General features: G+C 49.0%; 18 protein-coding genes and 1 tRNA gene. 14 read left to right on the forward strand and 5 right to left on the reverse strand.

What is annotated here, in order from left to right; all coding sequences use genetic code 11:
* Positions 1–696: a PRC-barrel domain-containing protein gene (locus ACS5WU_RS12425; RefSeq protein WP_046444466.1), complete on the forward strand. Its 696-nt coding sequence runs from the start codon at positions 1–3 to the stop codon at positions 694–696.
* Positions 697–864: 168 nt separating this feature from the next.
* Positions 865–1,248, forward strand: a complete 384-nt coding sequence (locus ACS5WU_RS12430) for a desulfoferrodoxin (RefSeq protein ID WP_046444465.1) — start codon at positions 865–867, stop codon at positions 1,246–1,248.
* A gap of 172 nt (positions 1,249–1,420) precedes the next feature.
* On the opposite strand, the gene ACS5WU_RS12435 is transcribed toward ACS5WU_RS12430, so the two are convergent.
* The 4 genes from ACS5WU_RS12435 to ACS5WU_RS12450 form a co-directional block, all read right to left on the reverse strand.
* Positions 1,421–1,984 (reverse strand): acetate uptake transporter, encoded by a 564-nt coding sequence (locus tag ACS5WU_RS12435; RefSeq protein WP_046444464.1) that lies wholly within the window; start codon positions 1,982–1,984, stop codon positions 1,421–1,423.
* An 81-nt stretch (positions 1,985–2,065) separates the two neighbouring features.
* Complete coding sequence (locus ACS5WU_RS12440) at positions 2,066–2,719, reverse strand: class I SAM-dependent methyltransferase (RefSeq protein ID WP_302760431.1); 654 nt, start codon at positions 2,717–2,719, stop codon at positions 2,066–2,068.
* Positions 2,716–3,327 carry a hypothetical protein gene (locus tag ACS5WU_RS12445; protein ID WP_059108946.1) on the reverse strand — a complete coding sequence of 204 codons (612 nt, stop codon included), beginning with the start codon at positions 3,325–3,327 and terminating at the stop codon, positions 2,716–2,718. The genes ACS5WU_RS12440 and ACS5WU_RS12445 overlap by 4 nt, the downstream gene beginning before the upstream one ends.
* Before the next feature lie 14 nt (positions 3,328–3,341).
* Positions 3,342–3,968: a DUF4004 family protein gene (locus ACS5WU_RS12450; protein WP_059108945.1), complete on the reverse strand. Its 627-nt coding sequence runs from the start codon at positions 3,966–3,968 to the stop codon at positions 3,342–3,344.
* Positions 3,969–4,297: 329 nt separating this feature from the next.
* Here ACS5WU_RS12450 and ACS5WU_RS12455 point away from each other — a divergent pair, with 329 nt between their 5' ends.
* The 6 genes from ACS5WU_RS12455 to fliB all read left to right on the forward strand — a co-directional run bounded on the left by ACS5WU_RS12455 (position 4,298) and on the right by fliB (position 12,565).
* Positions 4,298–5,788, forward strand: a complete 1,491-nt coding sequence (locus ACS5WU_RS12455) for a sugar ABC transporter ATP-binding protein (protein WP_302760432.1) — start codon at positions 4,298–4,300, stop codon at positions 5,786–5,788.
* A gap of 17 nt (positions 5,789–5,805) precedes the next feature.
* The gene (locus tag ACS5WU_RS12460) at positions 5,806–6,816 is read left to right on the forward strand and encodes an ABC transporter permease (RefSeq protein ID WP_046444460.1); all 1,011 of its coding nucleotides are present in this window, start codon (positions 5,806–5,808) and stop codon (positions 6,814–6,816) included.
* 77 nt (positions 6,817–6,893) lie between these two features.
* The gene (locus ACS5WU_RS12465; protein ID WP_302760433.1) at positions 6,894–8,066 is read left to right on the forward strand and encodes a substrate-binding domain-containing protein; all 1,173 of its coding nucleotides are present in this window, start codon (positions 6,894–6,896) and stop codon (positions 8,064–8,066) included.
* Positions 8,067–8,375: 309 nt separating this feature from the next.
* A complete protein-coding gene (locus ACS5WU_RS12470) occupies positions 8,376–10,133 on the forward strand; it encodes an L-fucose isomerase (protein ID WP_059108943.1) in 1,758 nt (585 codons plus the stop codon).
* Between the two features lie 115 nt (positions 10,134–10,248).
* Complete coding sequence (locus ACS5WU_RS12475; RefSeq protein ID WP_302760434.1) at positions 10,249–11,034, forward strand: SDR family oxidoreductase; 786 nt, start codon at positions 10,249–10,251, stop codon at positions 11,032–11,034.
* Positions 11,035–11,290: 256 nt separating this feature from the next.
* Complete coding sequence (gene fliB / locus ACS5WU_RS12480; protein ID WP_046444457.1) at positions 11,291–12,565, forward strand: flagellin lysine-N-methylase; 1,275 nt, start codon at positions 11,291–11,293, stop codon at positions 12,563–12,565.
* A 9-nt stretch (positions 12,566–12,574) separates the two neighbouring features.
* Here the strand turns inward: fliB and ACS5WU_RS12485 are convergent, their stop codons facing one another.
* Entirely contained in the window at positions 12,575–13,165 is a 591-nt protein-coding gene (locus ACS5WU_RS12485; RefSeq protein WP_197408896.1) for a DUF2271 domain-containing protein, read from the reverse strand.
* A gap of 425 nt (positions 13,166–13,590) precedes the next feature.
* Here ACS5WU_RS12485 and ACS5WU_RS12490 point away from each other — a divergent pair, with 425 nt between their 5' ends.
* The 6 genes from ACS5WU_RS12490 to ACS5WU_RS12515 all read left to right on the forward strand — a co-directional run bounded on the left by ACS5WU_RS12490 (position 13,591) and on the right by ACS5WU_RS12515 (position 23,789).
* Positions 13,591–18,585 (forward strand): FILTED domain-containing surface protein, encoded by a 4,995-nt coding sequence (locus tag ACS5WU_RS12490; RefSeq protein WP_465089185.1) that lies wholly within the window; start codon positions 13,591–13,593, stop codon positions 18,583–18,585.
* Positions 18,586–18,758: 173 nt separating this feature from the next.
* Complete coding sequence (locus ACS5WU_RS12495; protein WP_302761136.1) at positions 18,759–19,829, forward strand: DNA recombination protein RmuC; 1,071 nt, start codon at positions 18,759–18,761, stop codon at positions 19,827–19,829.
* Between the two features lie 90 nt (positions 19,830–19,919).
* Positions 19,920–19,996: transfer RNA gene (locus ACS5WU_RS12500), tRNA-Pro, on the forward strand.
* Positions 19,997–20,230: 234 nt separating this feature from the next.
* Entirely contained in the window at positions 20,231–21,835 is a 1,605-nt protein-coding gene (gene pckA, locus ACS5WU_RS12505; protein ID WP_046444454.1) for a phosphoenolpyruvate carboxykinase (ATP), read from the forward strand.
* Between the two features lie 220 nt (positions 21,836–22,055).
* Complete coding sequence (locus ACS5WU_RS12510) at positions 22,056–22,562, forward strand: hypothetical protein (protein ID WP_046444453.1); 507 nt, start codon at positions 22,056–22,058, stop codon at positions 22,560–22,562.
* Between the two features lie 177 nt (positions 22,563–22,739).
* Positions 22,740–23,789, forward strand: coding sequence for a site-specific integrase (locus ACS5WU_RS12515; RefSeq protein WP_465089186.1), 1,050 nt, complete (start codon positions 22,740–22,742; stop codon positions 23,787–23,789).
* The last annotated feature ends 178 nt before the right edge of the window (positions 23,790–23,967 follow it).

The raw sequence follows: 23,967 nt of genomic DNA on the forward strand, positions 1-23,967 counted from the left end.
ATGAAAAAAACGACACAGTTGCTCGGGTTGCCGATTATGGGAATCAAGGAAGGTATGCAGAAGGGAATCGTAACGGATTTCATGATAGATGCAAATACAAAAAAGGTAAAGTACCTGATATTGCGCGAAGGGAAATCGTATTTCTTTTCGGTTGTAAAGGTGGAGGATATCTTTGGAGTGGGTGAAAATTTTGTGACGACTCCCACGATAGAAAACATCAAAGCATTGGGTAATACGGAAAGCGAAATGATGGAAGCCTTTTATATGGAGGGGACGACAGCCGTATCCAGCAACGGAAATATTATCGGAACCATAGAGTCCTATGATTTTGACGAGAAAACAGGAGAAATTATTTCGCTTGACCTCAAGGACGGCGGCGAGATTGAAGGCGATAAAATTGCGACAATGGCAAACGATATGGTATTTATCAGTGAGGAGGGGGCAGCGTCCATTCCAGCATTTACGCAGGAAGTAAAGCAGGAGAAACCACAGGCTGACGCCCCAGAAAAAGCAGAAGAGCTCACCGATTACCAGAAAAAGCAGCGTGAGTTCCTGATTGGCCGCAAGGCAGGCGCGGATGTGCAAAGCAAGGACGGCAGCTTTAAGATCGAAAAGGGCACGGTACTCACCGACGAGCTGATTGAAGCGGCGGAGAAAGCGGATGTTGCGCTCGAGCTGACATTGAATGTGGAATAAGTAAAATCCCCAAAACGGTATTTCCTGGAAATACCGTTTTTTTTTTCGGGATATCTGTGAAAATCGGGTTTATGGCCAGAAGGAAGGTTTATTAAAATAGTATACGGCGGAAAGGCCGTCAAAAACAATTACAAAAAATTTTAATGGAAGAATTCAGGGGTGAATGTGATGAAAGAAAAAGCGATATTTTACAGATGCGAATTATGCGGAAATATTGTCGGTCTCATTAAGGATGGAGGCGGAGAGCTTTATTGCTGTGGCAAACCGATGGTGAAGCTGGAAGCGAATACAGTAGACGCGGCACAGGAAAAACACGTACCGTATTTTGAGAAAAACGGAGATAAACTCCATGTCCAAATTGGCAGCGTAGAGCATCCAATGCTGGAAGAACACCATATTGAATGGATCGCTGTGGAAACGCCAAACAGGATGCAGAGATATCTCTTAAAGCCGGGCGATAAACCGGTGGCTGACTTTATAATTGATTCTGATGATTTTGTGATCTATGAATATTGTAATCTGCATGGTTTATGGAAGGCTGCTTCCAAGTAATGAATCGTTGATCGCGTAATGAAAAGCCGGTTTCCTTTTGGAGACCGGCTTTGTGTTTTATATTGATTTGTACAAAGCAACCCGGCGGAAAGCTTCCCCGGGCGCCAAGGCGATTTCACTGAAAGCAACTTATGCAAAACATACGACAAATTGCTATAAAAAGTCGTATTTTTTACAGCGGCATAACCTGCCTGCCGTGTTCGGTGTTCACCACCTGGCCCATAGCGGTATAGATTGCGCTTGCGCCACATACGATGCCGATGTACCCGGCGATTGTTTTTATCACTTCCATGCCTGTAAAGTCCGCGATAGACAGGCCCGCAAATAATAGCGCCAGTGTCAGGAAAATGACCTGCATGGAACGGTTGTGCTTCAAAGTACCAATAAACATAAACAGCGTGAATACGCCCCACAAAAGAAGGTAGAAACCCATGGACTGTCCGTCCGCCGCAGCGATACTGCCGCCTGTCGGATTACACCAGATGAAAATCAGCGACCACCAGAAAAAACCGTAGGCGGTAAAGGCCGTTCCGCCGAAGGTGTTTCCGTTTTTAAACTCCAGTACGCCCGCGATGATCTGCGCTGCGCCTCCAAGGGCAAAACCCATTGCCACAATGACGACAGACAGCCCAATGATACCCGCGTTGTGCAGGTTTAAAAGAAGCGTCGTCATCCCAAAACCAAGCAACCCCAGCGGAGCGGGATTTGCTTTTTTTGCCTCGTTATCCGTACTCATTTTTATTCCCCCCAATAAAATTGCGAATTGTGTGGCGCAAACGCGACACAAATCAAATCTTACTATATTAGAAGAAATAATTCAATCACTGAACGGATATTTTTTAGCTGCACAACACGGCGGATTTGTTTTCTTTGCTTCCAGTATGCAGACCTTGTAGTTTGGCTTGCGCCAGTCCGTCATCTCGAATCCGCTTCCTGAAAGCATTTGCCCGAATTGGCGGCGGGAATAAAACCGAAAATCCCCGCCCTCCGAAAAACGGACAAAGAAATTCATCAGCCCGCGCAGCGCTGCGGGCGGGTTGGGATCGCCAATCAGCAACCTGCCGTCATGCCTGAGTACCCGGTTCATTTCGCGCAGCACATCACCGGGCCGGGGATAATGGTGAAAGGAGGCATTGCACACAATAAGGTCCATACATTCGTCCGGATAGGGCAGGCTTTGCGCGTCTGCAACGATAACCTCCGCACGTCCGGCAAGGCGTTCGCGTGCAACAAGTACCATCTCCTTGCTCAGGTCTACGCCATGAAGCGAAATTCCGGAATCCGCAAGCGGGAGCAGCAGGTTCCCGGTCCCACAGCCAACATCCAGCAGGGATGCGGGAGCGATCCCTGCAATCCGTTCGAGCATCTCCGCGTACATGGGCGCGACAAATTTTCCGTCGCTGGAGTTATCATAGTCGCGCGCCTGCCTGTCAAAATATTCCCTTGACCTGGTTTTGCTGTCAGTGCTCATTCCGATACCTGAGTATAGTTTCCAGTGATATTTTTCACTTCCGCCTTGGGATCGACGTAAAGCGTACCGTTGCAATCAAGGTTCCCGATCCTGCAATATGGCCCGATACGGACGTCCTGCCCGTTTACGGTTCCTGCCGTCACGCCGCGCAGTTCAATGGTCGTGGCTTCGATCAGCTGCACTGTGGAAAGGTCCTTTGTAAACAGGCGCAGGAATTTGCTGACATGTGACTTGATGACGATATGATCGCCAACGATCTCATTTGCGCTGATGCAGCCGTGCGCCTTGATCCGGTCGGCGGAAATCTCGCCTTCTATGCGAATAAGGCCATCGCACAAAATTTCCTCCGCTTCGATCCGTGTGCCGTTTTTCACCTTCATCATGCCGTCCACATCAATCCTGGTCGCTTTGACATACGATTCAAACTCAGCTGCACCGTCGCAATCCAAAAATTCAGTCTCCACGCTGCCCATACATTTAAAGGAACCATCCACGCTGATGTGCCTGGCTTTGAGGTCGCCCGTGCACTTTCCGCTTCCGTCAATTTTTATTTCATCAAATACGCCGCCGGTCATCGTACCGACTCCGTTCAAAAAAAAGTCATTCATTATAATATCCTCCGTTAATCTGTAAAAATTTTTTGATAATCAAGCTTCAGCTCGCTTGCAGTTTCATTCATAGAAACGCAGGCTTTTTTTTCAATGCGGTTGTCAAAGACAAGCTCGTCCGTATCCTTCGTAAATACGATATGGGGATTTCCATCCGCAAAAAATATGCAGCACATCCGATCCAGCTTTTTTTGCCTGGACGCTGCGGGGATGCACTCGCGCAGCAAGGCTTCTATCTGCGGCATTAAGAGCCCTGAGCTTTTTGCGGCCCGGGCGGCGCACAAAAGGATTACGATATCTGAAAAGTCGTACCGTTCCTTTCCAAACAGTGCAGGCAGCATGGGAAGAAAATCCTTAAGCTCGGCGATCGTGCCAAGCTCCTCGATACTGACCGAGGTATCCGAGGTTTCCGGCGAGAGTATTTTTGCAAGCTCCTCCATGGAATACTGGTCCTTCAGCTCCAATATGGATTGGATGCGGCTTAACATTTGTTCGCGAGGGAAGAAAGTTTCCTGCCCCGTATAGGACGACTGCTTCAAAAACCATTCGTCCGGAATCAGCCGCTGGCGCTTCCAGCGGTATAACTGGCCATAAGAGATGCCTGTTACTGCGAGCAGGTCTTTTTTTGAGATCAGGTTCAATGTCAGTTCACTCCTTTCGAACGTAACAATGTTATGTTCTATTGGGATCAGTGTAACATAACATTGTTACACTGCCAAATAAAACAGGAATTTCCATCATTACGCTAACCAAATTGATTTTGCAATGATTTCAAACAAAACTATGAAGAATTTGTAACAAATCATGAATTATGAAAACAAGTGTATGGAATCGTTAATGTTTTGTATGGTTTTGTTTATTATCTTTTGACGCTTACCGCTTTATATTATAACTATACCAAATCGGTTCTTCCAAATTTTCATCAGTTAATAGTTGTAATTGAATTATCTGCAAAGGGGTGGTTAGTAAAATGGCTGAAGTTGTTGTAAGCATGAAGAAGATACAGAAAAGCTTTCCGGGTGTTCATGCGCTTGACGATGCACAGATCGAGCTGAAAAAAGGCGAAGTGCACGGGCTTATTGGCGAAAATGGCGCTGGGAAGTCGACTCTTATGAAAGTGCTTACCGGAATTTATGAAAGGGATAGCGGGACGGTTGTCGTAAAGGGCCGCGAGGTTCATTACAAAACACCGGGCGATGCTTTGGAGGATGGAATCAGCATGATCCACCAGGAGCTGAACCTGATGCCGCACCTCACGGTGGCTGACAACATTTTTATCGGACGCGAACCCAAAAAGGGTTTGGTGCTCGATAAAAGGGAAGTGAACAGGCAAACAAAGGCGCTTTTGGAATCCCTCAATCTGGATATCGATCCAAATACAACGGTTAGCAGGCTTTCTGTTGCGAAGCAGCAGATGGTAGAGATCGCCAAGGCGATTTCCCTGAATTCGGATATCCTGATTATGGACGAGCCGACGGCAGCGCTTACAACGTCTGAAATCGACGAACTGTTTAAGTTTGTGAACGACCTGAAAGCAAAAGGCGTAGGGATTGTTTATATCTCTCACAGGATGGAAGAACTTAAAATCATTACCGACGATATTACAGTAATGCGCGACGGGCAGTATGTGGATACGGTCAGGACCGGGGACACGGATATGGACCAGATCATCAGCATGATGGTAGGGCGTACGATTTATGAGGAACCAAAAACAAAGAGTTCGGTTCCGGATGGCGCGCCTACTGTGCTGAAGGTAGAACACCTCTCCTCACCGGACGTGCACGATGTTTCCTTTGAACTCAAAAAAGGCGAAATACTGGGACTTGCGGGCCTTATGGGCGCAGGACGTACGGAAACGGCCAGACTTATTTTTGGAGCGGATCCGATGACGGATGGAAAGATATTTATCAACGGCAAACAGGTCAATATCATGGCTCCGTTTGACGCGGTAGAGAATGGAATCGGTTATCTCTCGGAAGACAGGAAGGCATTCGGCCTTGCGATTGGGCTTTCCGTTGCAGACAACACGGTCATGGCGGACATGGACAACTTTGTGAACGGCGGGATTGTCAACGAAGGAAAGATCGCAAAAGTCACAAACGAATATGTGGATAAAATCAATATCAAAACGCCGTCAATCAAACAGCTGGTAAGGAACCTGTCCGGCGGAAACCAGCAAAAGGTGGTTATCGCAAAATGGCTGGTAAAAAATTGCGACATCCTGATTTTCGATGAACCGACAAGAGGCATTGACGTTGGAGCCAAAAGCGAGATTTACAAGCTGATGAACCAACTGGCAGGCGAAGGGAAATCGATCATCATGATTTCATCCGAAATGCCGGAGCTGCTGCGTATGAGCGACCGGATCATCGTAATGTGTGAAGGAAAGATGACCGGCGAGATCGACATTGCGGAAGCGACACAGGAAGGCATTATGAAATTTGCCACATTGAGAAGTTAAGTGAGGGGTAGGGAAAAATGAGTAATGAAGCAAAAGCAATCAAACAAAAAAGTGGAAAGAAACTGGAGCTGCAAAAGCTGCTCGCGCTGGGCGCGCTGATTATATTATTCGCATTCTTCTTTTTATACGGGGTAATTGGAAATAACGTAGACGGCGTCCAGTTTATTACAAATATCCTTGAGTCCGCGTACTTTGTCGGATTTCTGGCTCTTGGCGTAACGTTTGTTATCATCACAGGCGGTATCGACCTTTCGATCGGTACGATCATGATGTGCGGCGCGCTCATCGGCGGATATGCGTACAACACAGGCGGCTGGCCGTTCATCGCAGCCATGATCCTGACGATCATGATCCCGGTAGCGTTCGGACTTTTAAACGGCGTGTTGGTGGCAAAGCTGAAACTGCCCGCATTTATCGCAACGCTCGGCACCATGATGATCTCCCAGGGTCTTGGCTCGATCATCACATCGGTACAGACACAGCGCTGGCCCACAGCGGCAGAGGCGGACGGTTGGTTTAAAACAGTATTCCTGAAAACAAGCGGGGGTTTCCCGACAGGTATCTTCTGGCTCGTTGGCTTTTTCCTGCTGGCGATGTTCCTGCTCAACAAAACAAAATTTGGTAAATATACCTTTGCAATCGGCTCCAACGAAGAAGCGGCGCGGTTATCCGGCGTGAAGACGGCAAAATGGCTGACGCTCGTGTATGTGGTAAACGGACTTTTCTGCGGCTTTGCGGCACTGATGTATGGCGCTACTTATACGACGGTATTGCCCGGAACCGGCAACGGACTCGAGTTGCAGGGAATCGCGGCAGTTGTAATCGGCGGCACATCGCTCTCCGGCGGCGTAGGCTCAATGTCCGGCACCATGATCGGCGTATTTATCATGGCGGTCCTCAAAACAGGGCTGACGGCAATCGGGCTCCAGCCGCAGTGGCAGACGTTCTTTGTAGGCGTAGTGGTTATTCTCGCGGTGCTGATGGACATCTACCGCCAGAAATCTGCAAACAAGGTGAAGGTAGCATAACAGTTCAATCAAATTGTGCTTTGTCAGGCGAAAGCCTGCTGGCAATATAAGCGACTATTCTTTAAGGAGGAATAAAAATGAAGAAAAAACTAGTTGCAATTTTAGGAGTGGTTCTCGCATGTGTATTGGTAGTTACGGCATGCGCAGGCGGAGGGACAATGCCGTCGGCGTCAGCTTCGACTGAGGCGTCCACAGCTCCAAGTGAATCGGCAGAAGCTTCTCCCGCGGCGTCCGAATCCAAAGCGGCAGGCGGAGATATGACGGTAGAGCTCGTGGCAAAAGGGTTCCAGCATCAGTTCTGGCAGGTCGTTAAGAAGGGCGCGGAAGCGGCTGCGACGGACCTTGGGGTTACAATCAACTTCCAGGGACCTCCGAGTGAAAGCGATATCCAGGCGCAGGTTGACATGCTCAACAGCGCTCTCTCCAAGAATCCGTCGGCAATCTGCCTTGCAGCGCTTGCTACAGATTCCGTTACTTCCCAGCTTGCAGATGCACAGGCAGCAGGGATTCCGATCATCGGTTTTGACTCCGGCGTTCCGGATGCACCGGCAGGACAGGTAGCTGCAACGGCGGCTACGGATAATGCAGCTGCAGCAGGCATCGCGGCGGAAGAAATGATGAAAGACGCTGCATTCATGGAAAAAGTGAAAGCTGCTACAGCAGATAAGCCTGTAAGGGTTGCGGTTCTTTCTCAGGACGCTACATCCACATCCGTTACACAGCGTACGCAGGGCTTTATCGATACATTCAAAGCTGCTGCAGAAGAAATCTTCCCGGATCAGGTATCCGTTGAAGGGCATGACCTGTATGCTGCGAAATCGGCAAAGGATCCGGCGGTCATCATTTCCGTACACATCGCTCCCACAACAGACGCAGCTGACCTGAAAAATATCGGCAGCGCAGCTCTGGGCGAAGAGAACCTGATCGGCGTGTTCTGCTCGAATGAAGGCAGCGTAACAGGCTTCCTGAATGCGACGAACGACGGCGCAGACCTCGACAAGGAAAATGGAAAATACAAAGACCTCACAGTTGCCGGCTTTGATGCGGGCAAAACACAGAAAACGGCTGTTAAAAACGGTTGGTTCCTGGGTTCTGTAACACAAGACCCCTACCAAATCGGCTATCAGGCGGTTGACCTCGCAGTGAAAGCTGCGAAGGGCGAAAAAGTTTCTGATGTTGACACAGGTGCAAAATGGTATAACGCATCCAACATCGACAGCCCTGAGATTGCTGATCTGGTCTATGATTAATTCATAGAACAACTTGGATAAGGGACGGGGCGCAATCCCCGTCCCTCATTCAAACTAAAGTGGAAAATAAGGACGTATGTTTACGAATGTAAGGACGTAGTTTTATCAGGAGCTCGAGACTATAATTCTTAGTAGACACATCATTTGGCGCTCATAAATCCTGAAAAATAAATACTACGGGCAAACGCAAACCATTTATGGTTTTGCGGATTGCTCACAGAGCAATGTGCAAAGCGATAAGGTTTTAAAACGCGGACCGGAAGGCGGTTTGCGGCAAACACACGATTTTGTGCAAAGGAGAGCAAAGCAATGGTAAAAATAGGGGTAAGACCGACAATCGACGGACGGGAAAAGGGAATCAGGGAAAGCCTGGAAGAGCAGACGATGTGGATGGCGCGCGCAGCGGCGGAGTTGATCACATCGAATTTAAAGGATAGATTTGGAAATCCGGTGGAATGCGTGATCGCGGATTCCACAATCGGCGGGTTTGCGGAGGCGCAGGCATGCGCGGAAAAATTTGCGCGCGAGGGCGTATGCGCATCGCTGACAGTAACGCCGTGCTGGTGCTATGGAAGCGAAACAATGGATATGGACAGGCACATCCCAAAAGCAATTTGGGGGTTTAACGGAACAGAGCGTCCGGGCGCGGTGTACCTTGCGGCAGTGCTGGCAGGGCATTCGCAAAAGGGACTTCCGGCATTTTCGATTTATGGAAAGGACGTGCAGGAAGCAGACTGTACAGAGATACCGGACGATGTTAAGGAAAAGATACTGCAGTTTGCACGCGCAGCGGTAGCTGTGGGCGAAATGAAGGGGCAGTCGTATTTATCGGTTGGAAATGTGGCGATGGGAATCGCCGGGAGCATGGTAAACCCGGACTTTTTTGAGAAATATCTTGGGATGCGCTGTGAATATAAGGACATGAGCGAAATCATCCGGCGGGTGGAAAACGGTATTTACGACAAAGAAGAGTTCAAACGTGCGCTTGCGTGGGTAAAGGAAAACTGCAAGGAAAACGACGATATATATAATGGAGAAAACGGTCACAGCCGTGAGCAAAAGGATGCGGAATGGGAGTACGTCGTCAAAATGGCGCTGATCGTGCGGGACATGATGCAGGGCAGCGAATACCTTCGGAACAATGGGTTTAACGAAGAGGGTATGGGAAACTGTGCGATTGCGGCGGGTTTCCAGGGCCAGAGGCAGTGGACGGACTTTATGCCCAATGGCGATTTTATGGAAGCAATGCTCAATTCGAGCTATGACTGGAACGGAATCCGGCATCCGTACATTGTTGCTACGGAAAACGACTGCCTGAACGGGGTGTCGATGCTGTTCGGACATTTACTGAGCAATACGGCGTCGATTTTCAGCGACGTAAGGACATACTGGAGCCCGGAGGCTGTAAAACGGGTAACGGGAAAGGAATTGACGGGCTATGCGAAAAACGGGATTATCCACCTGATCAATTCAGGCGCAGCGACGCTGGATGCAACGGGCGCGCAGGAAAAGGACGGAAAGCCGGCCATGAAGCCTTTCTGGGAAATCAGTGAGGGCGAGGCGCAGAAGTGTCTTGACGAGACGGTATGGACGCCGGCAAACGTGGGATATTTCCGCGGAGGCGGATTCTCGTCAACGTTCAGGACGCGCGGTGGGATGCCTGTGACGATGTGCAGGATGAATCTTGTGGCAGGGCTTGGACCGGTGCTGCAAATCGCCGAGGGATACACGTGCGAGTTGCCGGAAGACGTAAATAAGACGCTCTGGGACAGGACGGATCCGGGCTGGCCGTGCACATGGTTTGCGCCTAACCTTACCGGCGAAGGGGCATTCCGTGACGTATACAGCGTAATGGCGCACTGGGGGGCAAACCACGGGGCGATCAATTACGGACACATTGGAGCAGACCTGATTACGCTGGCGTCGATGCTGCGGATACCGGTGAATATGCACAATGTGGACAGCAAGCGGATATTCAGGCCGAGCACATGGGATGCGTTCGGGACGTCAGACCTTGAAGGTGCGGATTACCGTGCATGCAAGGCTTACGGACCGGTTTACAAATAATTTGCTTCCTCTGCTTTATGGATTGCCGGGAGCCGCCGCATTTTTGTGGCGGCTATTCTGGCGTTATGCAGCGGAAGATAAATAATTCAAACAAACAGGTAAAGGGGGCAAAAGAATGGAAAGATGTATGAAGTTAAAAGGTAAGGTGGTCGCGATCACGGGAGCGGCGCAGGGACTTGGGCAGGCGCTGGCACAGCGTTGCAGTGAAGAGGGCGCGCAGGTCGTAGTAGGCGATATGAACCTTGAAGGGGCGCAGGAAACGGCGCGGATGCTGCCGGATGCAATCGCAATGAAACTTGATGTGACGGATTTTGCGGACTGCGAAGCCTTCGCAGCCGCAGCCATCGAAAAATATGGCAGGATCGACGTACTGGTGTCAAACGCGGGTATCGTTATTTCCGGTGCAATCGGGGAATTTAACCCGGACACATGGAAAAAGGTAATCGACGTGAACCTGTGCGGTTTTTTCAATGTGGCGAAGGCTGTGGTGCCCGCATTTCGTAAGCAGAGAAGCGGCGTGATCGTGCAGATCAACAGCAAGTCAGGCAAAAAAGGCTCAGCCAAAAATTCCGCTTATGCGTCGTCAAAGTTCGGTGGGATCGGGCTGGTGGAAAGCCTTGCGCTGGAGCTGGCGGCGGAAAATATCCGCGTGAACGCGATCTGTCCGGGAAATATGCTGGACAGCCCGCTTTGGGTAAACAGCCTCTACAAGCAATATGCCAAAAACCAGGGGATCACGGAGGCAGAGGTCCGCAAGAAATACGAAGCGCAGGTTCCGCTTGGACGGGGCTGCAGTTACGAAGACATTGCAAATTGTATGATTTTCCTTGCAAGCGAGGATTCCTCCTACATGACAGGCCAGGCAATCAATGTAACCGGCGGACAGCAGATGCAGCCGTAACGGGAATTTTACAGCGATATAACTGAAAGCAGGTTATGTAAAATCGTTTGCGTACGCAGTTTATACCAATAGCTTGTAACCAACCTTTTGATAAATTGCTGTAAAAAGTTCCTTCCGGAAATGGAAGGAACTTTTTTTGTTCTTTGGATGACTAATATTTTGGGGTGAAATAACGATATAAATAAAGAATCATATTGCAGTTTTCAATTTGTTCTGTGCTGTAAAATTTATCAAAATATATTGGAGAGGTATACAGATGCCCCAAAGCTTGAAAAAAGAAGTAATTTGTATTGCGCCGGATTTTCTGGGAGAATTTGAATGTATTGGATCGAAATGCCTGCATACGTGCTGCTCCAGCGCCTGGAAAATCAGTATCGATAAAAGAACCTATCAGAAATACCTGCGTGCGCCGGTCTGTGAGGATACGAGACGGTTGCTCGAACGGTATACCAGGAAAAACAACTCCAAAAACGTTGCGGATCCGGTCAACGAGTATGCCGATATTGTATTTGAAGAAGGAAACTCCTACTGCCCGTTCCTTGACGGGGAAAGGTTATGCAGGCTTCAAAGGGAATTGGGAGCGGAAGCCCTGGGCAGCGTCTGCAGGACGTTTCCCCGTGTCAAATATATTATTAACGGGGTGTATTACCGTGGGCTTTCGCTTACGTGCGAGGCCGCGGCGGCGATAACGCTTTCAAAAAAGGATGGAATCTGCTTTGTGAGGATTCCTTTTGAAAACGATACGTACCATGCGCCTGCAAGTATTATCGATAAGCAGAATGAAAAGATTGTGGATACGCCGCTTTTTTACTTTGAGGACATCCGTTTTTTCATCCTCTCTCTTTTGCAAAACAGGGATTACAGGGTGTGGGAGCGCGTCGTGATTCTTGGGATGTTTATGAAGGCGCTTGACGATTGCGGGAAGGAAGGGGCGCTTGCCCTGGTCAGGAAGTATGGCGCGATGGCAGGCGAAGGTTTCTTCCGGGAAGAGCTTAAAAAGCTGCCCCGGCGTTTTGATATCCAGCTCCAGATGTCCAGCATAATCAGTAGTGTGCAAATCGTATCTGAGGAAGAAAAAGAGCAGCCGTCTATGGAATTTTTGGAATTTATAGACAGGGTATCAAAAGGGCTTATGATTTCCGATGAGCTCTCTCCTGAAGAGGAAATACAAAATTACCAAAAAATATTTGAGCAATATTATGCGCCATATATGGAAAAAAATGAATTTATTCTGGAAAATTTTCTTGTGGCTACTGTGTTTAACGCCGCTTTTCCAATCTCTATGAAAAAGAATAATGCGTTTGAAGAGTTCGGACGTCTTGCGATGTTTTTTGCACTTGGCCGCTTTTTTCTGGTGGCAATGGCGGGCGCGCACAAGGGACTTGATGATAAGCTTGTGATAGATACGCTTACAACCACTGCCCGGCATTACGACATCAGGCACACTACAAGCATCAATGGAAGTGGTAGAATATTGAAAAAGCTTTCGGCAGATTCCCTTGCATGGTATGCGGGACTTCTGAGGGAATAGCAACCGCCGTCAGGGGGTATAGACTGCCTGCACGCTGCCGATCATATCGCATTCCTTTGAACCGTGACCAAAATATTGCGGCTTTGCCTTTGAGGAAGCCGCTTTTTGATTGACGTCGATCGTTCCCGTATACAGTACGCGGCTTTCCCAGCGAAGCGTACCCTCCACAAAATACCGGTAAACGCCCTGGGGAACAGGATTACCGTCTTCATCTGTGAGATCCCATGTGTAGGATAGTTCCCCGGAGGACGGCGTAGCGCCGGTCACGGCGTCGATATCGCGCGGGCCGTCATACCCGATACCGGATTGCGCCACCCAGTTGGGGAGAGCGTCCTTTCGTTCAAGATACCCGATATCAGCAGTGAATTTTGTTACAAATAAAGTTTTGATATATTCGCCGGACTCGTTTTCGATCCATACGGCAAATTGATTGGTAGCCACCCCATCCTGGCTTGTAAAGGGGAAGGAAATGGTTACGCTGCCGCTTGCCGTGGCAGCCGTGCCTTGCGCGGACGGAAGCGATGGAGCGGCGCATGATACGCAACCCACAGCCGGTAACAATGCCAGTAAAATCAGTAATAGTCTTTTTATGCGGGACATAAAATTGCCGCCTTTCCGGTTCCCGGGACACATGTCCTTGTTTTCGCCCCGATCAATATCCATACTAAAACAATTATATTATAAACGAAACAAAGCGCCGATGAAACCATGAATTTGAGATTTGGCGCTGTCTTCAATTTGTCACACTACACTCACACATGTCGCGTGAAAATAGTACTGGCCTGTCGATGAAAAAACAACAATATGAGATAATAAAATAGCCCGGAAACAAGATGATTTGCAGACCGGAATATCGTTGGTTTTGATCTTGAAAACAGCATGAAACGGGCGTCCAGAGTGATTTTAGAAAATAGAAAATATAGATTTCACACGGCCCCAAATGCTGTGTGGCGAAGATATGAAAGGATGGTTTGGTGACAAAGAACAGAAGAAATTTGATTAGCGTGATATGTGTCTTGCTTTGTATGGTATTAATTGTGTCCGCACCGGTTACGGTGTTTGGAGAACCACTGCATGATACGCAGGCCGAAGTGGCAAATGATAGTGCGGAAACGAACGAACCGCCGCTTGAAAGCGGAAACGGCAGCTCCGGCACGCAGGAACAGGAGGCGATGGAAGAACCGGCAGGAGAACCTGAAGAGCTGCCTGAACCAACACAGAAAGCGGAGCCTGAAGCAAACAGCATTCAGGGCAGCGGCAGCCTGCTTGGGGCGGGCTCGGTTGGCCTTGGGTGGCTGAAAAGCGGAACACTTTCCTCTACGGTAGAGGTAGGCCTTGCCGATTCTTTACAGTTTTCCCTTGTAAGGGACGGCTCGGACGAAGCGGTGGGCTACAAAATTGTAGCGGTTTATTATAACAATGATCCGGGCGAAACAGAATCAGGCTTCCGTGTGGCAAATAGCGGCAAATTTATTGCCGGAAGCCCGGTTGACGGAAATCCATCGCTTGTTTATGACGTGGCTCCGGGAACCGTGAGCGCTGAAACAAGCGTCACGTTTGAGGCGGCTCCCCAAAAGGTATACCCAGACGAAAAGCTGCGCGTGGATGTGAAGCTCTACCGCGTTGTTGATGGGCTGGATGACGAACTGGTTGAAAGTAAAACCGCATATCTGGACGCCTTCTTCAAGTCGGCTGGCCTGAGCAACATGGTTTCCATGAAATCACCGGTCAGCATTACGGAAGGGGCGTCGACAGGTTTATATGAAGCGGGGTTTGCGGTTGTTTCTATGAAAACCGCGGGCGTGGAAACGAACGGCGGCGTGTGGGCAGGCTATTTCGGAGCAAACTATATCGGCTATGACCAGGTTGAAGTAACGCTTGATTTCAGTAAGGTAAGTGTGACTGCCGGCGGGAATACGCACACGTATCTGGAGTGGCAGAACCCTGCGGTATACGGCAGCTACGGTTTTTTGGCGCCGCCGGTCACTTTTTACCGCGACGACCAGGGACTTGATCCTGTGGAGGAGGATAGCCCGGCATTAACTTACACGCAGAGCGGAACGAAAAAGAGCGCTGACTATAACCCGGGATATCACCCCTTTTATTTCAAAACGACGGAGGATTTCAGCGGGGAAAATACATCCATCGATTTTCAGGATATGGAGATACTGCGGACGATGGAGATTAACGGAAAGCGTTATACGTTTGCGCCGGACAAAGGAATGGCTGCGGAATTTACAGATTTCAATGACCGCGGCGTTCCGCTGATTAATGTAAATATACCCTCATCGATGATCATAAAGCCTGTAACAAGCGATGAAGCGAGCGTTGTGATGCGGCGCGCCGTCGCGGACGGATCGGCAGGTTACCTGCAATATAATTCAGCGCAGTATGCGGGCACGGGAGCGAAAACGGAGCATCTTTATTATCAGGAGCTTTTTAAAACGGAGATTATTTTACCCGGTATGAAGGGCGATGTGGAGCTTACGTTTAATATACCGGCAAATACCAAGGTGACGCACCTGCGTATTCCCGGTACAAACGGAAATAACCAGTACGACAGCGTTACGGTCAACGGCGTTACAAAAATGGCTCCGCAAGACAAAAACTACGATACCATTAACGTGCAGGGGCACAACTTTGGGGAACCGCTTATTGTTACGGTCAATGGGATACAGGCAATTAAAAGCGCTTCGGGAAGGCCGGTTGAATATCCGAAAAACCTGCTGCAATTTGCCGGTGTGACCAATGACAATATGGCTGTGGGCAGTACGGCAACCTTTACGCTTGCATCCGCGGTGAACGGGAACGGGGAGCCAGTTAACCTGAAAGGGACGCTTTCTGCAAAGGCTGTGGTGGCGGACGATTATTGGGTGGACGTATATACGGATGGAACGACGCTTGCGTTTGCGCAGCCAAACAGCACCCAGAATCCTGTAAGCTCAATCGAAAAGGGCGAGCAGTTTTACCTGACCATGCAGTTTTATCCGTCGCATTACCCGTATTCCGCAACGCTGCGCTCGGATGGGAATGATCCGCTCAATACGACGCTTTTGCCAAACCCGGTGGTATATTTCCTGCTGCCGGATGGAATGGAGGCAGACCTCGACAATATACAGCTTTTTAAGAACACGACGGGAGGCAGGGGCTTTAAGCTTTTGGGAGACGATCCTGCAAATCTGCAATATACGGCGAAAAGCCTTGGAAAAAACAGCGACGGCAAGGAAGTCATCGAGGTGAAAATCCACGGGGAGTCCGGTGCGGACGTGTGGATAGAGGGCCACTATGCCAGCAGGCTGCGCGTGAGCGTACCAGTCAATATGCCGCCGGAAGCATCGGCAAGTTATATTGAGATGACGGCAAACGACGTGTTTGTCGGCACATGGGGCGACAAGGCGGCGCGCGTCTATATGAGTGGTGCAGGAGGAGCGACAGTCAACACAAGCGGAGTATTGCCTGAGGGAGCGATCCTCAACGGCAGCTATGCAGTGCGTTCCAACAACTCGCGTACAACGTCAATCGACCTGACCGCTTCAAAAAACGCACAGGTATATGCCGCAGTCCGCACAGACGCACAGCGTGACCGGTACCAGTCCTACAACAGCAACGTTGCGGATTCTTTCCCGCAGATAAGGGCAGGCAGCCGCAGCGAGCAATTTTTGGTACAGCTTTATAACGGTATGGGCAGTAACCTTACGGATGCACAGGCATATTTTATCCTGCCCGCAAGGAACAACCATTCTGATGAAAAATGGCGTACAATGCTGACAGGACAGCCGGTATTCACCGCGGGGGCGGGAACCTCTTACGAGGTCTATTACACGACGCAGGAACTGCTGTGGGAGAAATCCGCATGGACGCTCGACGAATTAAAAACGCTTGGAACCTGGACGAAAGTAAACGGGCATATCCCGGACGGAGACCTTGGAAAGGTGACTGCGTTCCGCTATGAGTTCAAAACTCTGGGCGACAAAGAGCAGTTCAGGATGACTGCACAATTTGGCGTGCCGGTGGTCGTGGAGAATACAAAGCCGGAATACGGCTCTACGGCGATTGGACAGATGCTGTTTGATTTTGGCGGCGAAATGAAAGGCGAGCGTGCAAACACTGCCGCAGTCAAGCTGAGAAAGTCAGACGCACCGATTTTAGCCGCACCTGACGGTATGGGTGAAAAGCCCATCGAACAGGAGACAACTGTAGCGATGCTGGAGGAGGGCAATATTCCCGTATGGGATAGCGTGATCGCGTATGACGACTTTACAGAGCTTGCGATCGATTCCGTGAAGGTGGAATTCACCCCGGCAGACGGACAAAAGACGACAGTCGCAGAGTTCAATGGAAGCGGAGACTTCCAAAACAGCGGTTACAATGCGCCGGGTATGGTTCCGGGCCTTGATATCGGCTATGCACAGGGAACCAGAAGCAGCATTGATTTTGGCATCAAGCAGGCGCTCGATTACGTCAATGCCTCAAAAGCAGGTACCTACGTGATTACGTATACGACGCAAAGGGATGGCGACGCGCAGGCGACAAGCGTTACGCGTACGATCCATATCGAACGGCCGGAGAATACGCTTCAAAAGACGGATGCGGAGCTTGAGCTGTTTATGGGAGACGCTTTGCCGGACGGCTTTGCTGGCTGGCAGGAGTACCTGCGCAGTCTTGTTTCCATCACGGACGGAGGTATTGAGGTATCGGGAGCAGACGCCCGCCTCAATGGATTCGATGCAAACGTTCCGGGAACGTATCAAGTAACGTTTACTTACGTGAACAGCTACGATTACAGCGTTACGGCAACGGTCAAAGCCGTAGTCAAATATAAAGGAACGGTCAGCGGAACGGTCAGCTCAAACGGAAAAAACATCGAAGGGGCTGTTCTCTACGCAACCGGACTTGAAACGGGCTCTGCCACCACGGATGAAAACGGCGCTTACCGCTTTGAAATCCGTGCGACGAAGGATGAGCCTGCAAGCAAGGGCTATACGCTCCTGCTCGACCATGCAGCATTGCCGGACGGAGTGAAAAATCCTGACGCTGCGTTTGTTGGAAGCAACGGCACGGGGAATGCGGCCAACCCCAATCCGGTACACGATTTTGTACTTGAGCCGATAAAGATCGCCGTGGAGTTTGATAACGGCGCGGCCTACAGGTCGCATGACATCGGGCTTTACGTAGACGGCGCGCAGATTATGACGCAGCCGGTAGGCGAAGCGGGTAAATACCGTTTCAGCCCTGAAAACGGCGAGGGCTGGTTTGCGGCAGATGCGGGAGATTATCAGGTGAAAGTAAGGCCGGGCGAAGGCATGGCGGACGACATTGAAAATCTGGGCGACGATTTCGGCGCGGACAGCAATGGATTTTCTTCCAATACGCTCACGCTTGCCACAAGCGATATTCACCTGCGGGCACAGGCGCAGCTTCCGGCTGGAGAGGCCGGGGACAACAAGCCGGAAAACCCTGTTAATCCTGGAAATCCTGGAAATCCGGAAAATCCGGAGAAACCGGCAGCGGGAAGCGACGGAACGCAATCTGGGACAGACGACGTGGAAGCAGGAACAGATCATGTACGTCAGCCGGATGAAAAGACAAACAGCGCATCCAAACCGGCGGGGAAAGAAGCGGCTCAGGCGATCGGGGACTCAGAGGTTCCCGCAATCGGAGGCTCTGAAAACAGTATGCCGCTGCACGGCGTAGCGGAAGTACCGACATGGTCGCTTCTGAACCTGATACTGATGATCGCAGGCGCGGCGCTTTCTATCGTTCTTGTGCTCAGGATATTCCTTAAAAAGAGGAAGCAGCAGGAAGAAGACTCGGGAAAGAAGCGCTGGATTTACAAATTGATTGGAATCCTGGCGGGCATCGCCCTTGTGGTACTGTTCCTGGCGACACAGGATATGTCGGCGCTGATGGCATTGCTGGATGCGTGGTCATGGCTGTTTGCAGTACTGCTTGCACTGCAGGCGGTAATGGCGTGGTTTGGACTCAGAAAAAAACAGAAAAACGAAGACAATGCGGTTTGATAATAAACCGATGAAAAGAAAACAACGGCTTTCTTCTGAAAGCCGTTGTTTTTTGTTGCTTTTGCTGCCGGGCGGGCAAACTGGATTGCAGGAGAAAAAGCCGCAGGAATAATTCATTGTATTTACCATTATTTTGCGGATGGGTATGGTATCATAGAAAAGAGGTGTTTATTATGAATGAAACTGCAATGATTTTAACAGGATTTGGAATACTGATCGTACTGTGCATCGTATTGATCGTGCGTCAGGGGAAAAAGACGACGGACGAAACAAAGCTGCGGCTGGAAATTTCGAATCAGTTTCAGATATTGTCCGGTATGATGATGGATATGGTCAATAAAACGGCAAGCGCGAATAACGGGAGCGTAGAGCTTTTGCGGCGCGCCGTGGAGGAAAAACTGGGCGAGATACAGCATTCGGTAGACCAAAAGCTGGATACGACGCTGAAAAGCGGGCTCACAACCTCGTTCCAGCGCGTGAACGAACAGCTCCGCCAGGTTTATCAGAGCATGGGAGAGGTGCGTGCCCTTACCGACGGGATCGGAGATTTGAAGGGCATACTCGCAGGGGTTAAGACGAGGGGCATATGGGGGGAAGTGCAACTGTATAAGCTGCTGTCCGATTTTCTCTCGCCGTCTCAGTTTGAAGAAAATGCACGGATAGAACAGGACAATGCCGTTGAGTTTGCAGTGCGGATGCCGCGTGAAGAGGGCGGGGACGTGCTGCTTCCCATCGACTCAAAATTTCCGATGGACCGTTACGCAAGGGTGCTTGCGCTGAGCGACGCGGGAGATCAACAGGCTCTTGCCGCGGCGCAAAAGGATTTCGTGCAGGCGGTACTCGCAGAAGCCAAAAAAATCAGCGATAAATATATCCATCCGCCAAAAACAACAGACTTTGCAATTATGTTCCTGCCATCCGAGGGGCTGTACTCAGAGATCATTCGTCTGGGGCTTGTGGATAAGCTGCAAACTAAATACCGTGTGATGATCACCGGGCCGACTACGCTGAGCGCTTTTTTGACCAGCCTGCAGACCGGCTTTCGTACGCTGTCCATCAAGCAGCATTCCGCAGCCATTATCGACATGCTGGGTGGAATAAAAACCGAATTTGAAACCTTTGCGGCAATGATACAAAAGACGCAAAACTCACTCAATGCTGCGCAAAACCATCTGGAGACCGTACAAAAACGGTCCATCCGTATCCAAACCAAACTTTCGGATGTGGATGGCCTTGAATTATAAGAAAAATTGTCTTAAATTATAAGAAAAAAGGATTGTATCTTTGATTAAAATTTGATAAAATATTATGGTGCCGGAGAAGGCATCATATATCTGGGTGTGGCGCAGTTTGGTAGCGTGCTTGAATGGGGTTCAAGAGGTCGCAGGTTCAATTCCTGTCACCCAGACCATACTGATCGGCGGTAGCAGTTCTGAACATTTTTATTTGGATAGTGGAATTGTTACCGTTTTTTGATACAGTAAACAGGTTTTTTTATATGCTTTCGGCAACTCCGCAAAGGGTGCGTTATTTCCGGTTTTATTGGGAATTCAGGCTGTTTGGGAGTTGACATTATATTCACAAAGTTAGATAATAAAAAGACTACAATATTTTATTAAGCTATTAGGAAAGCGAGGGTGTAATAATGGCAAATATTGATTTAAGTAAGTATGGAATTACAGGCGTGAAGGAGATTGTTCGCAATCCTTCATATGAGATGCTATTCGAAGAAGAGACGAAACCGGGCCTGGAGGGTTTTGAAAAGGGCCAGGAAAGCGAGCTCGGCGCGGTAAACGTTATGACCGGTATCTATACTGGGCGTTCACCGAAAGACAAATTTATTGTCATGGATGAGAATTCAAAGGACACTGTATGGTGGACCTCTGATGAGCAGCCCAACGACAATCGCCCGCTCAGTGAGGAAGCATGGAAAACAGCAAGAGAAATTGCTATGGAAGAGCTTTCAGGCAAAAGGCTGTTTGTGGTAGACGCATTCTGCGGCGCCAATGCGGATACCCGTATGTCAATCCGTTTTATTATGGAGGTTGCATGGCAGGCGCATTTCGTTACGAATATGTTTATTACGCCTTCGGCAGAAGAATTGGAAAATTTCGAGCCGGACTTTATTGTATATAACGCTTCCAAGGCAAAGGTAGATAACTACAAAGAGCTGGGCCTGAATTCTGAAACAGGCATACTGTTCAACCTTACCAGCCGCGAGCAGGTTATTTTGAATTCATGGTATGGCGGCGAGATGAAGAAGGGCATGTTCTCCATGATGAATTACTATCTGCCGCTTAAGGGCATTGCTTCGATGCACTGCTCGGCAAACACCGATTTGAATGGTGAGAATACCGCAATCTTCTTCGGACTTTCCGGTACAGGCAAGACCACGTTGTCCACGGATCCGAAGCGCCTTCTGATCGGAGACGACGAGCACGGCTGGGATGATAAGGGCGTCTTTAACTTTGAAGGCGGCTGCTACGCAAAGGTGATTGATCTGGACAAAGAATCTGAACCGGACATCTACAATGCAATCAAACGCGATGCGCTTCTGGAGAACGTTACGCTTGACGCAAACGGCAAGATCGATTTCACAGATAAGAGCGTGACGGAAAATACGCGCGTGTCCTATCCGATCGACCACATCAAAAACATTGTAAAACCTGTTTCTGCGGCTCCGGCGGCAAAGGATATCATTTTCCTGTCGGCAGATGCGTTCGGCGTTCTTCCTCCCGTATCGATCCTGACTCCGGAACAAATGCAGTATTACTTCCTGTCCGGGTTCACGGCGAAACTTGCCGGTACGGAGCGTGGAATCACAGAACCGACGCCGACCTTCTCGGCCTGCTTCGGCAAGGCATTTCTGGAGCTGCATCCGACAAAGTATGCGGAAGAACTTGTTAAGAGGGCAAAACAGAACAATTCAAAGGCATACCTTGTTAACACTGGCTGGAATGGCTCAGGAAAACGTATCTCCATCCGCGATACCCGTGGCATCATTGATGCGATCCTGAACGGCTCTATTGCAAAGGCGCCGACGAAAAAGCTGCCTTACTTTAACGTTGAGATTCCAACAGAGCTTCCGGGCGTAGATACGAACATTCTTGATCCGCGCGACACCTACGCAGATGCTGCCGAGTGGGAAGCAAAAGCAAAAGATCTGGCACAGCGCTTTATCAAGAACTTTGCAAAATATGAGGGAAATGAAGCAGGAAAAGCACTTGTTTCCGCTGGCCCCCAATTATAAGATTAAAACAAAAAAACATATCGCAATTTAGCGGTATGTTTTTTTGTTGCTTTAAAAACACTGCCCGTAGTAATGGCACAAGGCCAAGACGGGCGCTGTAAGCAGGTACCGGTATTGGCCTGAGAACCAAAAGGCAAACTATGCGTATGCCTGTGGTTATGTTAAAATGATATTGACATCAGGGGTTGCTGTGAAAAGAATGCGGGTAAGGGAGCAATAGATGAGAAAAGACAGTTTTGAAATTGAAGGCAAACGATACGTTACAACCAAAGTAATGGCCGGGTTTTGGGACGTTAAGCAGGGGACGGTTGCGGATTATTGCAAAAACGGGCTCGTGAGCGGAGCATTTAAAGATTCGAGCAACCGCTGGATGATTCCGAACGACGCGAGGAAACCGCCGGATAAAAATGCTCTTGCACAGATTTTATGGCTCGTACTGCAGTTGAAAAATAATCCCGCGCAAACAGCGGATTTTACCGGAACAGGAGTAAGGGCGGAAAACGTTCTGGAGTTGTTCCGTTATCTGGAAAGATTATCGATGGTAAATCCGGGCTTTGAAAAGTACGATGCTGATGAAATTCCTTACAAAGTCTCCCTGACGCAAAAGGGAATGGATTTTGCGCGTATGGCTTCCGGCAAACAAAGCAGCGTGAAAGCAAAGGATATTTTGCAGCTCATAACGGCGTTTGCCAAACTGGCAGGCGATATTGCCGGGAAACTGTCATAAACCGAAAAGCGGAGTTTGCGTGAAACCCGGATATTAAAAAAGGCAGGAACATACAGGCGCCCCTTGCATTTTTGGTACCTCCTGATTGAACTTCTTATATTTATGATCGAAAAAACAGTATCAAACCAGTATCGGACAAAAAAGTCCGACTATTTGAGTTGCCCAAGGAGGAGTAGTATGCCGGTTTATAAGGATAAGCAGCAAAATACATGGTATTGTAAATTTTATTATACAGACTGGAACGGAGTCAAAAAGCAGAAGATGAAACGCGGCTTTATGAGGCAAAAGGATGCGCGCAGCTGGGAGCGGGCCTATTTCGACAAGCTGCAAAAATCACCGCAAATGACCTTTTCTTCCCTGACTGAGCTTTATTTGTCGGATATGAAAAACCGGTTGAAGCATTCCACAATGGAAAACAAGCGCCTGCTTGCAAGGACAAAGCTGTTGCCCTATCTTGGAGATATGCCCATCGGCGAGATCAAGCCAACGACCATCAGGCACTGGCAGAATGAACTGATCAAAAAAGGCTACGCGGCGACATACCTCAAGACGATCAATAACCAGCTTTCCGCGATTCTTAATTATGCGGTGAATTATTACGGACTCAGGGAAAACCCGTGCAGGCGGGCCGGAAGCATTGGAAGAAAAAGCGCGGACGCTATGAAATTCTGGACGAAGGATGAGTTTCTTGCGTTTAACAGCTTTTTTGAAAACGATAGCAGGACGCATCTGGCGTTTGCGCTTTTGTATTGGACGGGAATGCGTGTCGGAGAGCTTACCGCACTCACTGCAAAGGATGTGAAGGACGGGTATATCGACGTCAATAAAACATACCAGAGGCTGAACAAAAAGGACGTGGTCACCGAGCCTAAAACACCGAAAAGCAAACGGATGATTGCAATTCCGGATTTTTTGGAAGAAGAACTGAAACAATATATGGGCAGGCTTGAAAAACCGGTGCAAAAGGAATGGCTGTTTGCATTTACAAAATACTACCTGTATCATAAAATGGACATCGGATGCAGGGAGTCGGGAATCAAAAAAATCAGAATTCACGATCTTCGGCACTCGCACGCGTCTCTTTTGATCGAACTTGGATGCTCGCCGGTTTTGATCGCCGAACGTCTCGGCCATGAGGACATCAGGACAACGCTCAATACCTATGCGCATCTCTATCCGAACAAGCAGAGCGAAATCACAAAAAAGCTCGAATTATTAGTATCATAGCAGTATCAAAAAACAGAAAGAAGCTGAAAAAACGCATTTTAAATGTGATTTTTCAGCTTCTTTTACTATTCCTTTACAATAGAATTAATTTATGCCTCCTTCTATCCAAATGATAGAATTTTTTTGTTTTTGATTTTTTATGATGCGAATAAAACGAAGAATGCCTGATAAAATAATT

The sequence above is a fragment of the Christensenella sp. KGMB01412 genome (assembly GCF_055522415.1).

Coding starts and splice junctions, on each gene's coding strand:
- ACS5WU_RS12510 (WP_046444453.1), top strand. CDS start 22,056: ATGAGAAAAGACAGTTTTGAAATTGAAGGCAAACGATACGTTACAACC.
- ACS5WU_RS12455 (WP_302760432.1), top strand. CDS start 4,298: ATGGCTGAAGTTGTTGTAAGCATGAAGAAGATACAGAAAAGCTTTCCG.
- ACS5WU_RS12465 (WP_302760433.1), top strand. CDS start 6,894: ATGAAGAAAAAACTAGTTGCAATTTTAGGAGTGGTTCTCGCATGTGTA.
- ACS5WU_RS12430 (WP_046444465.1), top strand. CDS start 865: ATGAAAGAAAAAGCGATATTTTACAGATGCGAATTATGCGGAAATATT.
- ACS5WU_RS12425 (WP_046444466.1), top strand. CDS start 1: ATGAAAAAAACGACACAGTTGCTCGGGTTGCCGATTATGGGAATCAAG.
- ACS5WU_RS12515 (WP_465089186.1), top strand. CDS start 22,740: ATGCCGGTTTATAAGGATAAGCAGCAAAATACATGGTATTGTAAATTT.
- ACS5WU_RS12435 (WP_046444464.1), bottom strand. CDS start 1,984: ATGAGTACGGATAACGAGGCAAAAAAAGCAAATCCCGCTCCGCTGGGG.
- ACS5WU_RS12490 (WP_465089185.1), top strand. CDS start 13,591: ATGGTATTAATTGTGTCCGCACCGGTTACGGTGTTTGGAGAACCACTG.
- ACS5WU_RS12495 (WP_302761136.1), top strand. CDS start 18,759: ATGAATGAAACTGCAATGATTTTAACAGGATTTGGAATACTGATCGTA.
- ACS5WU_RS12475 (WP_302760434.1), top strand. CDS start 10,249: ATGGAAAGATGTATGAAGTTAAAAGGTAAGGTGGTCGCGATCACGGGA.
- ACS5WU_RS12440 (WP_302760431.1), bottom strand. CDS start 2,719: ATGAGCACTGACAGCAAAACCAGGTCAAGGGAATATTTTGACAGGCAG.
- ACS5WU_RS12485 (WP_197408896.1), bottom strand. CDS start 13,165: ATGTCCCGCATAAAAAGACTATTACTGATTTTACTGGCATTGTTACCG.
- ACS5WU_RS12445 (WP_059108946.1), bottom strand. CDS start 3,327: ATGAATGACTTTTTTTTGAACGGAGTCGGTACGATGACCGGCGGCGTA.
- ACS5WU_RS12460 (WP_046444460.1), top strand. CDS start 5,806: ATGAGTAATGAAGCAAAAGCAATCAAACAAAAAAGTGGAAAGAAACTG.
- pckA (WP_046444454.1), top strand. CDS start 20,231: ATGGCAAATATTGATTTAAGTAAGTATGGAATTACAGGCGTGAAGGAG.
- ACS5WU_RS12470 (WP_059108943.1), top strand. CDS start 8,376: ATGGTAAAAATAGGGGTAAGACCGACAATCGACGGACGGGAAAAGGGA.
- fliB (WP_046444457.1), top strand. CDS start 11,291: ATGCCCCAAAGCTTGAAAAAAGAAGTAATTTGTATTGCGCCGGATTTT.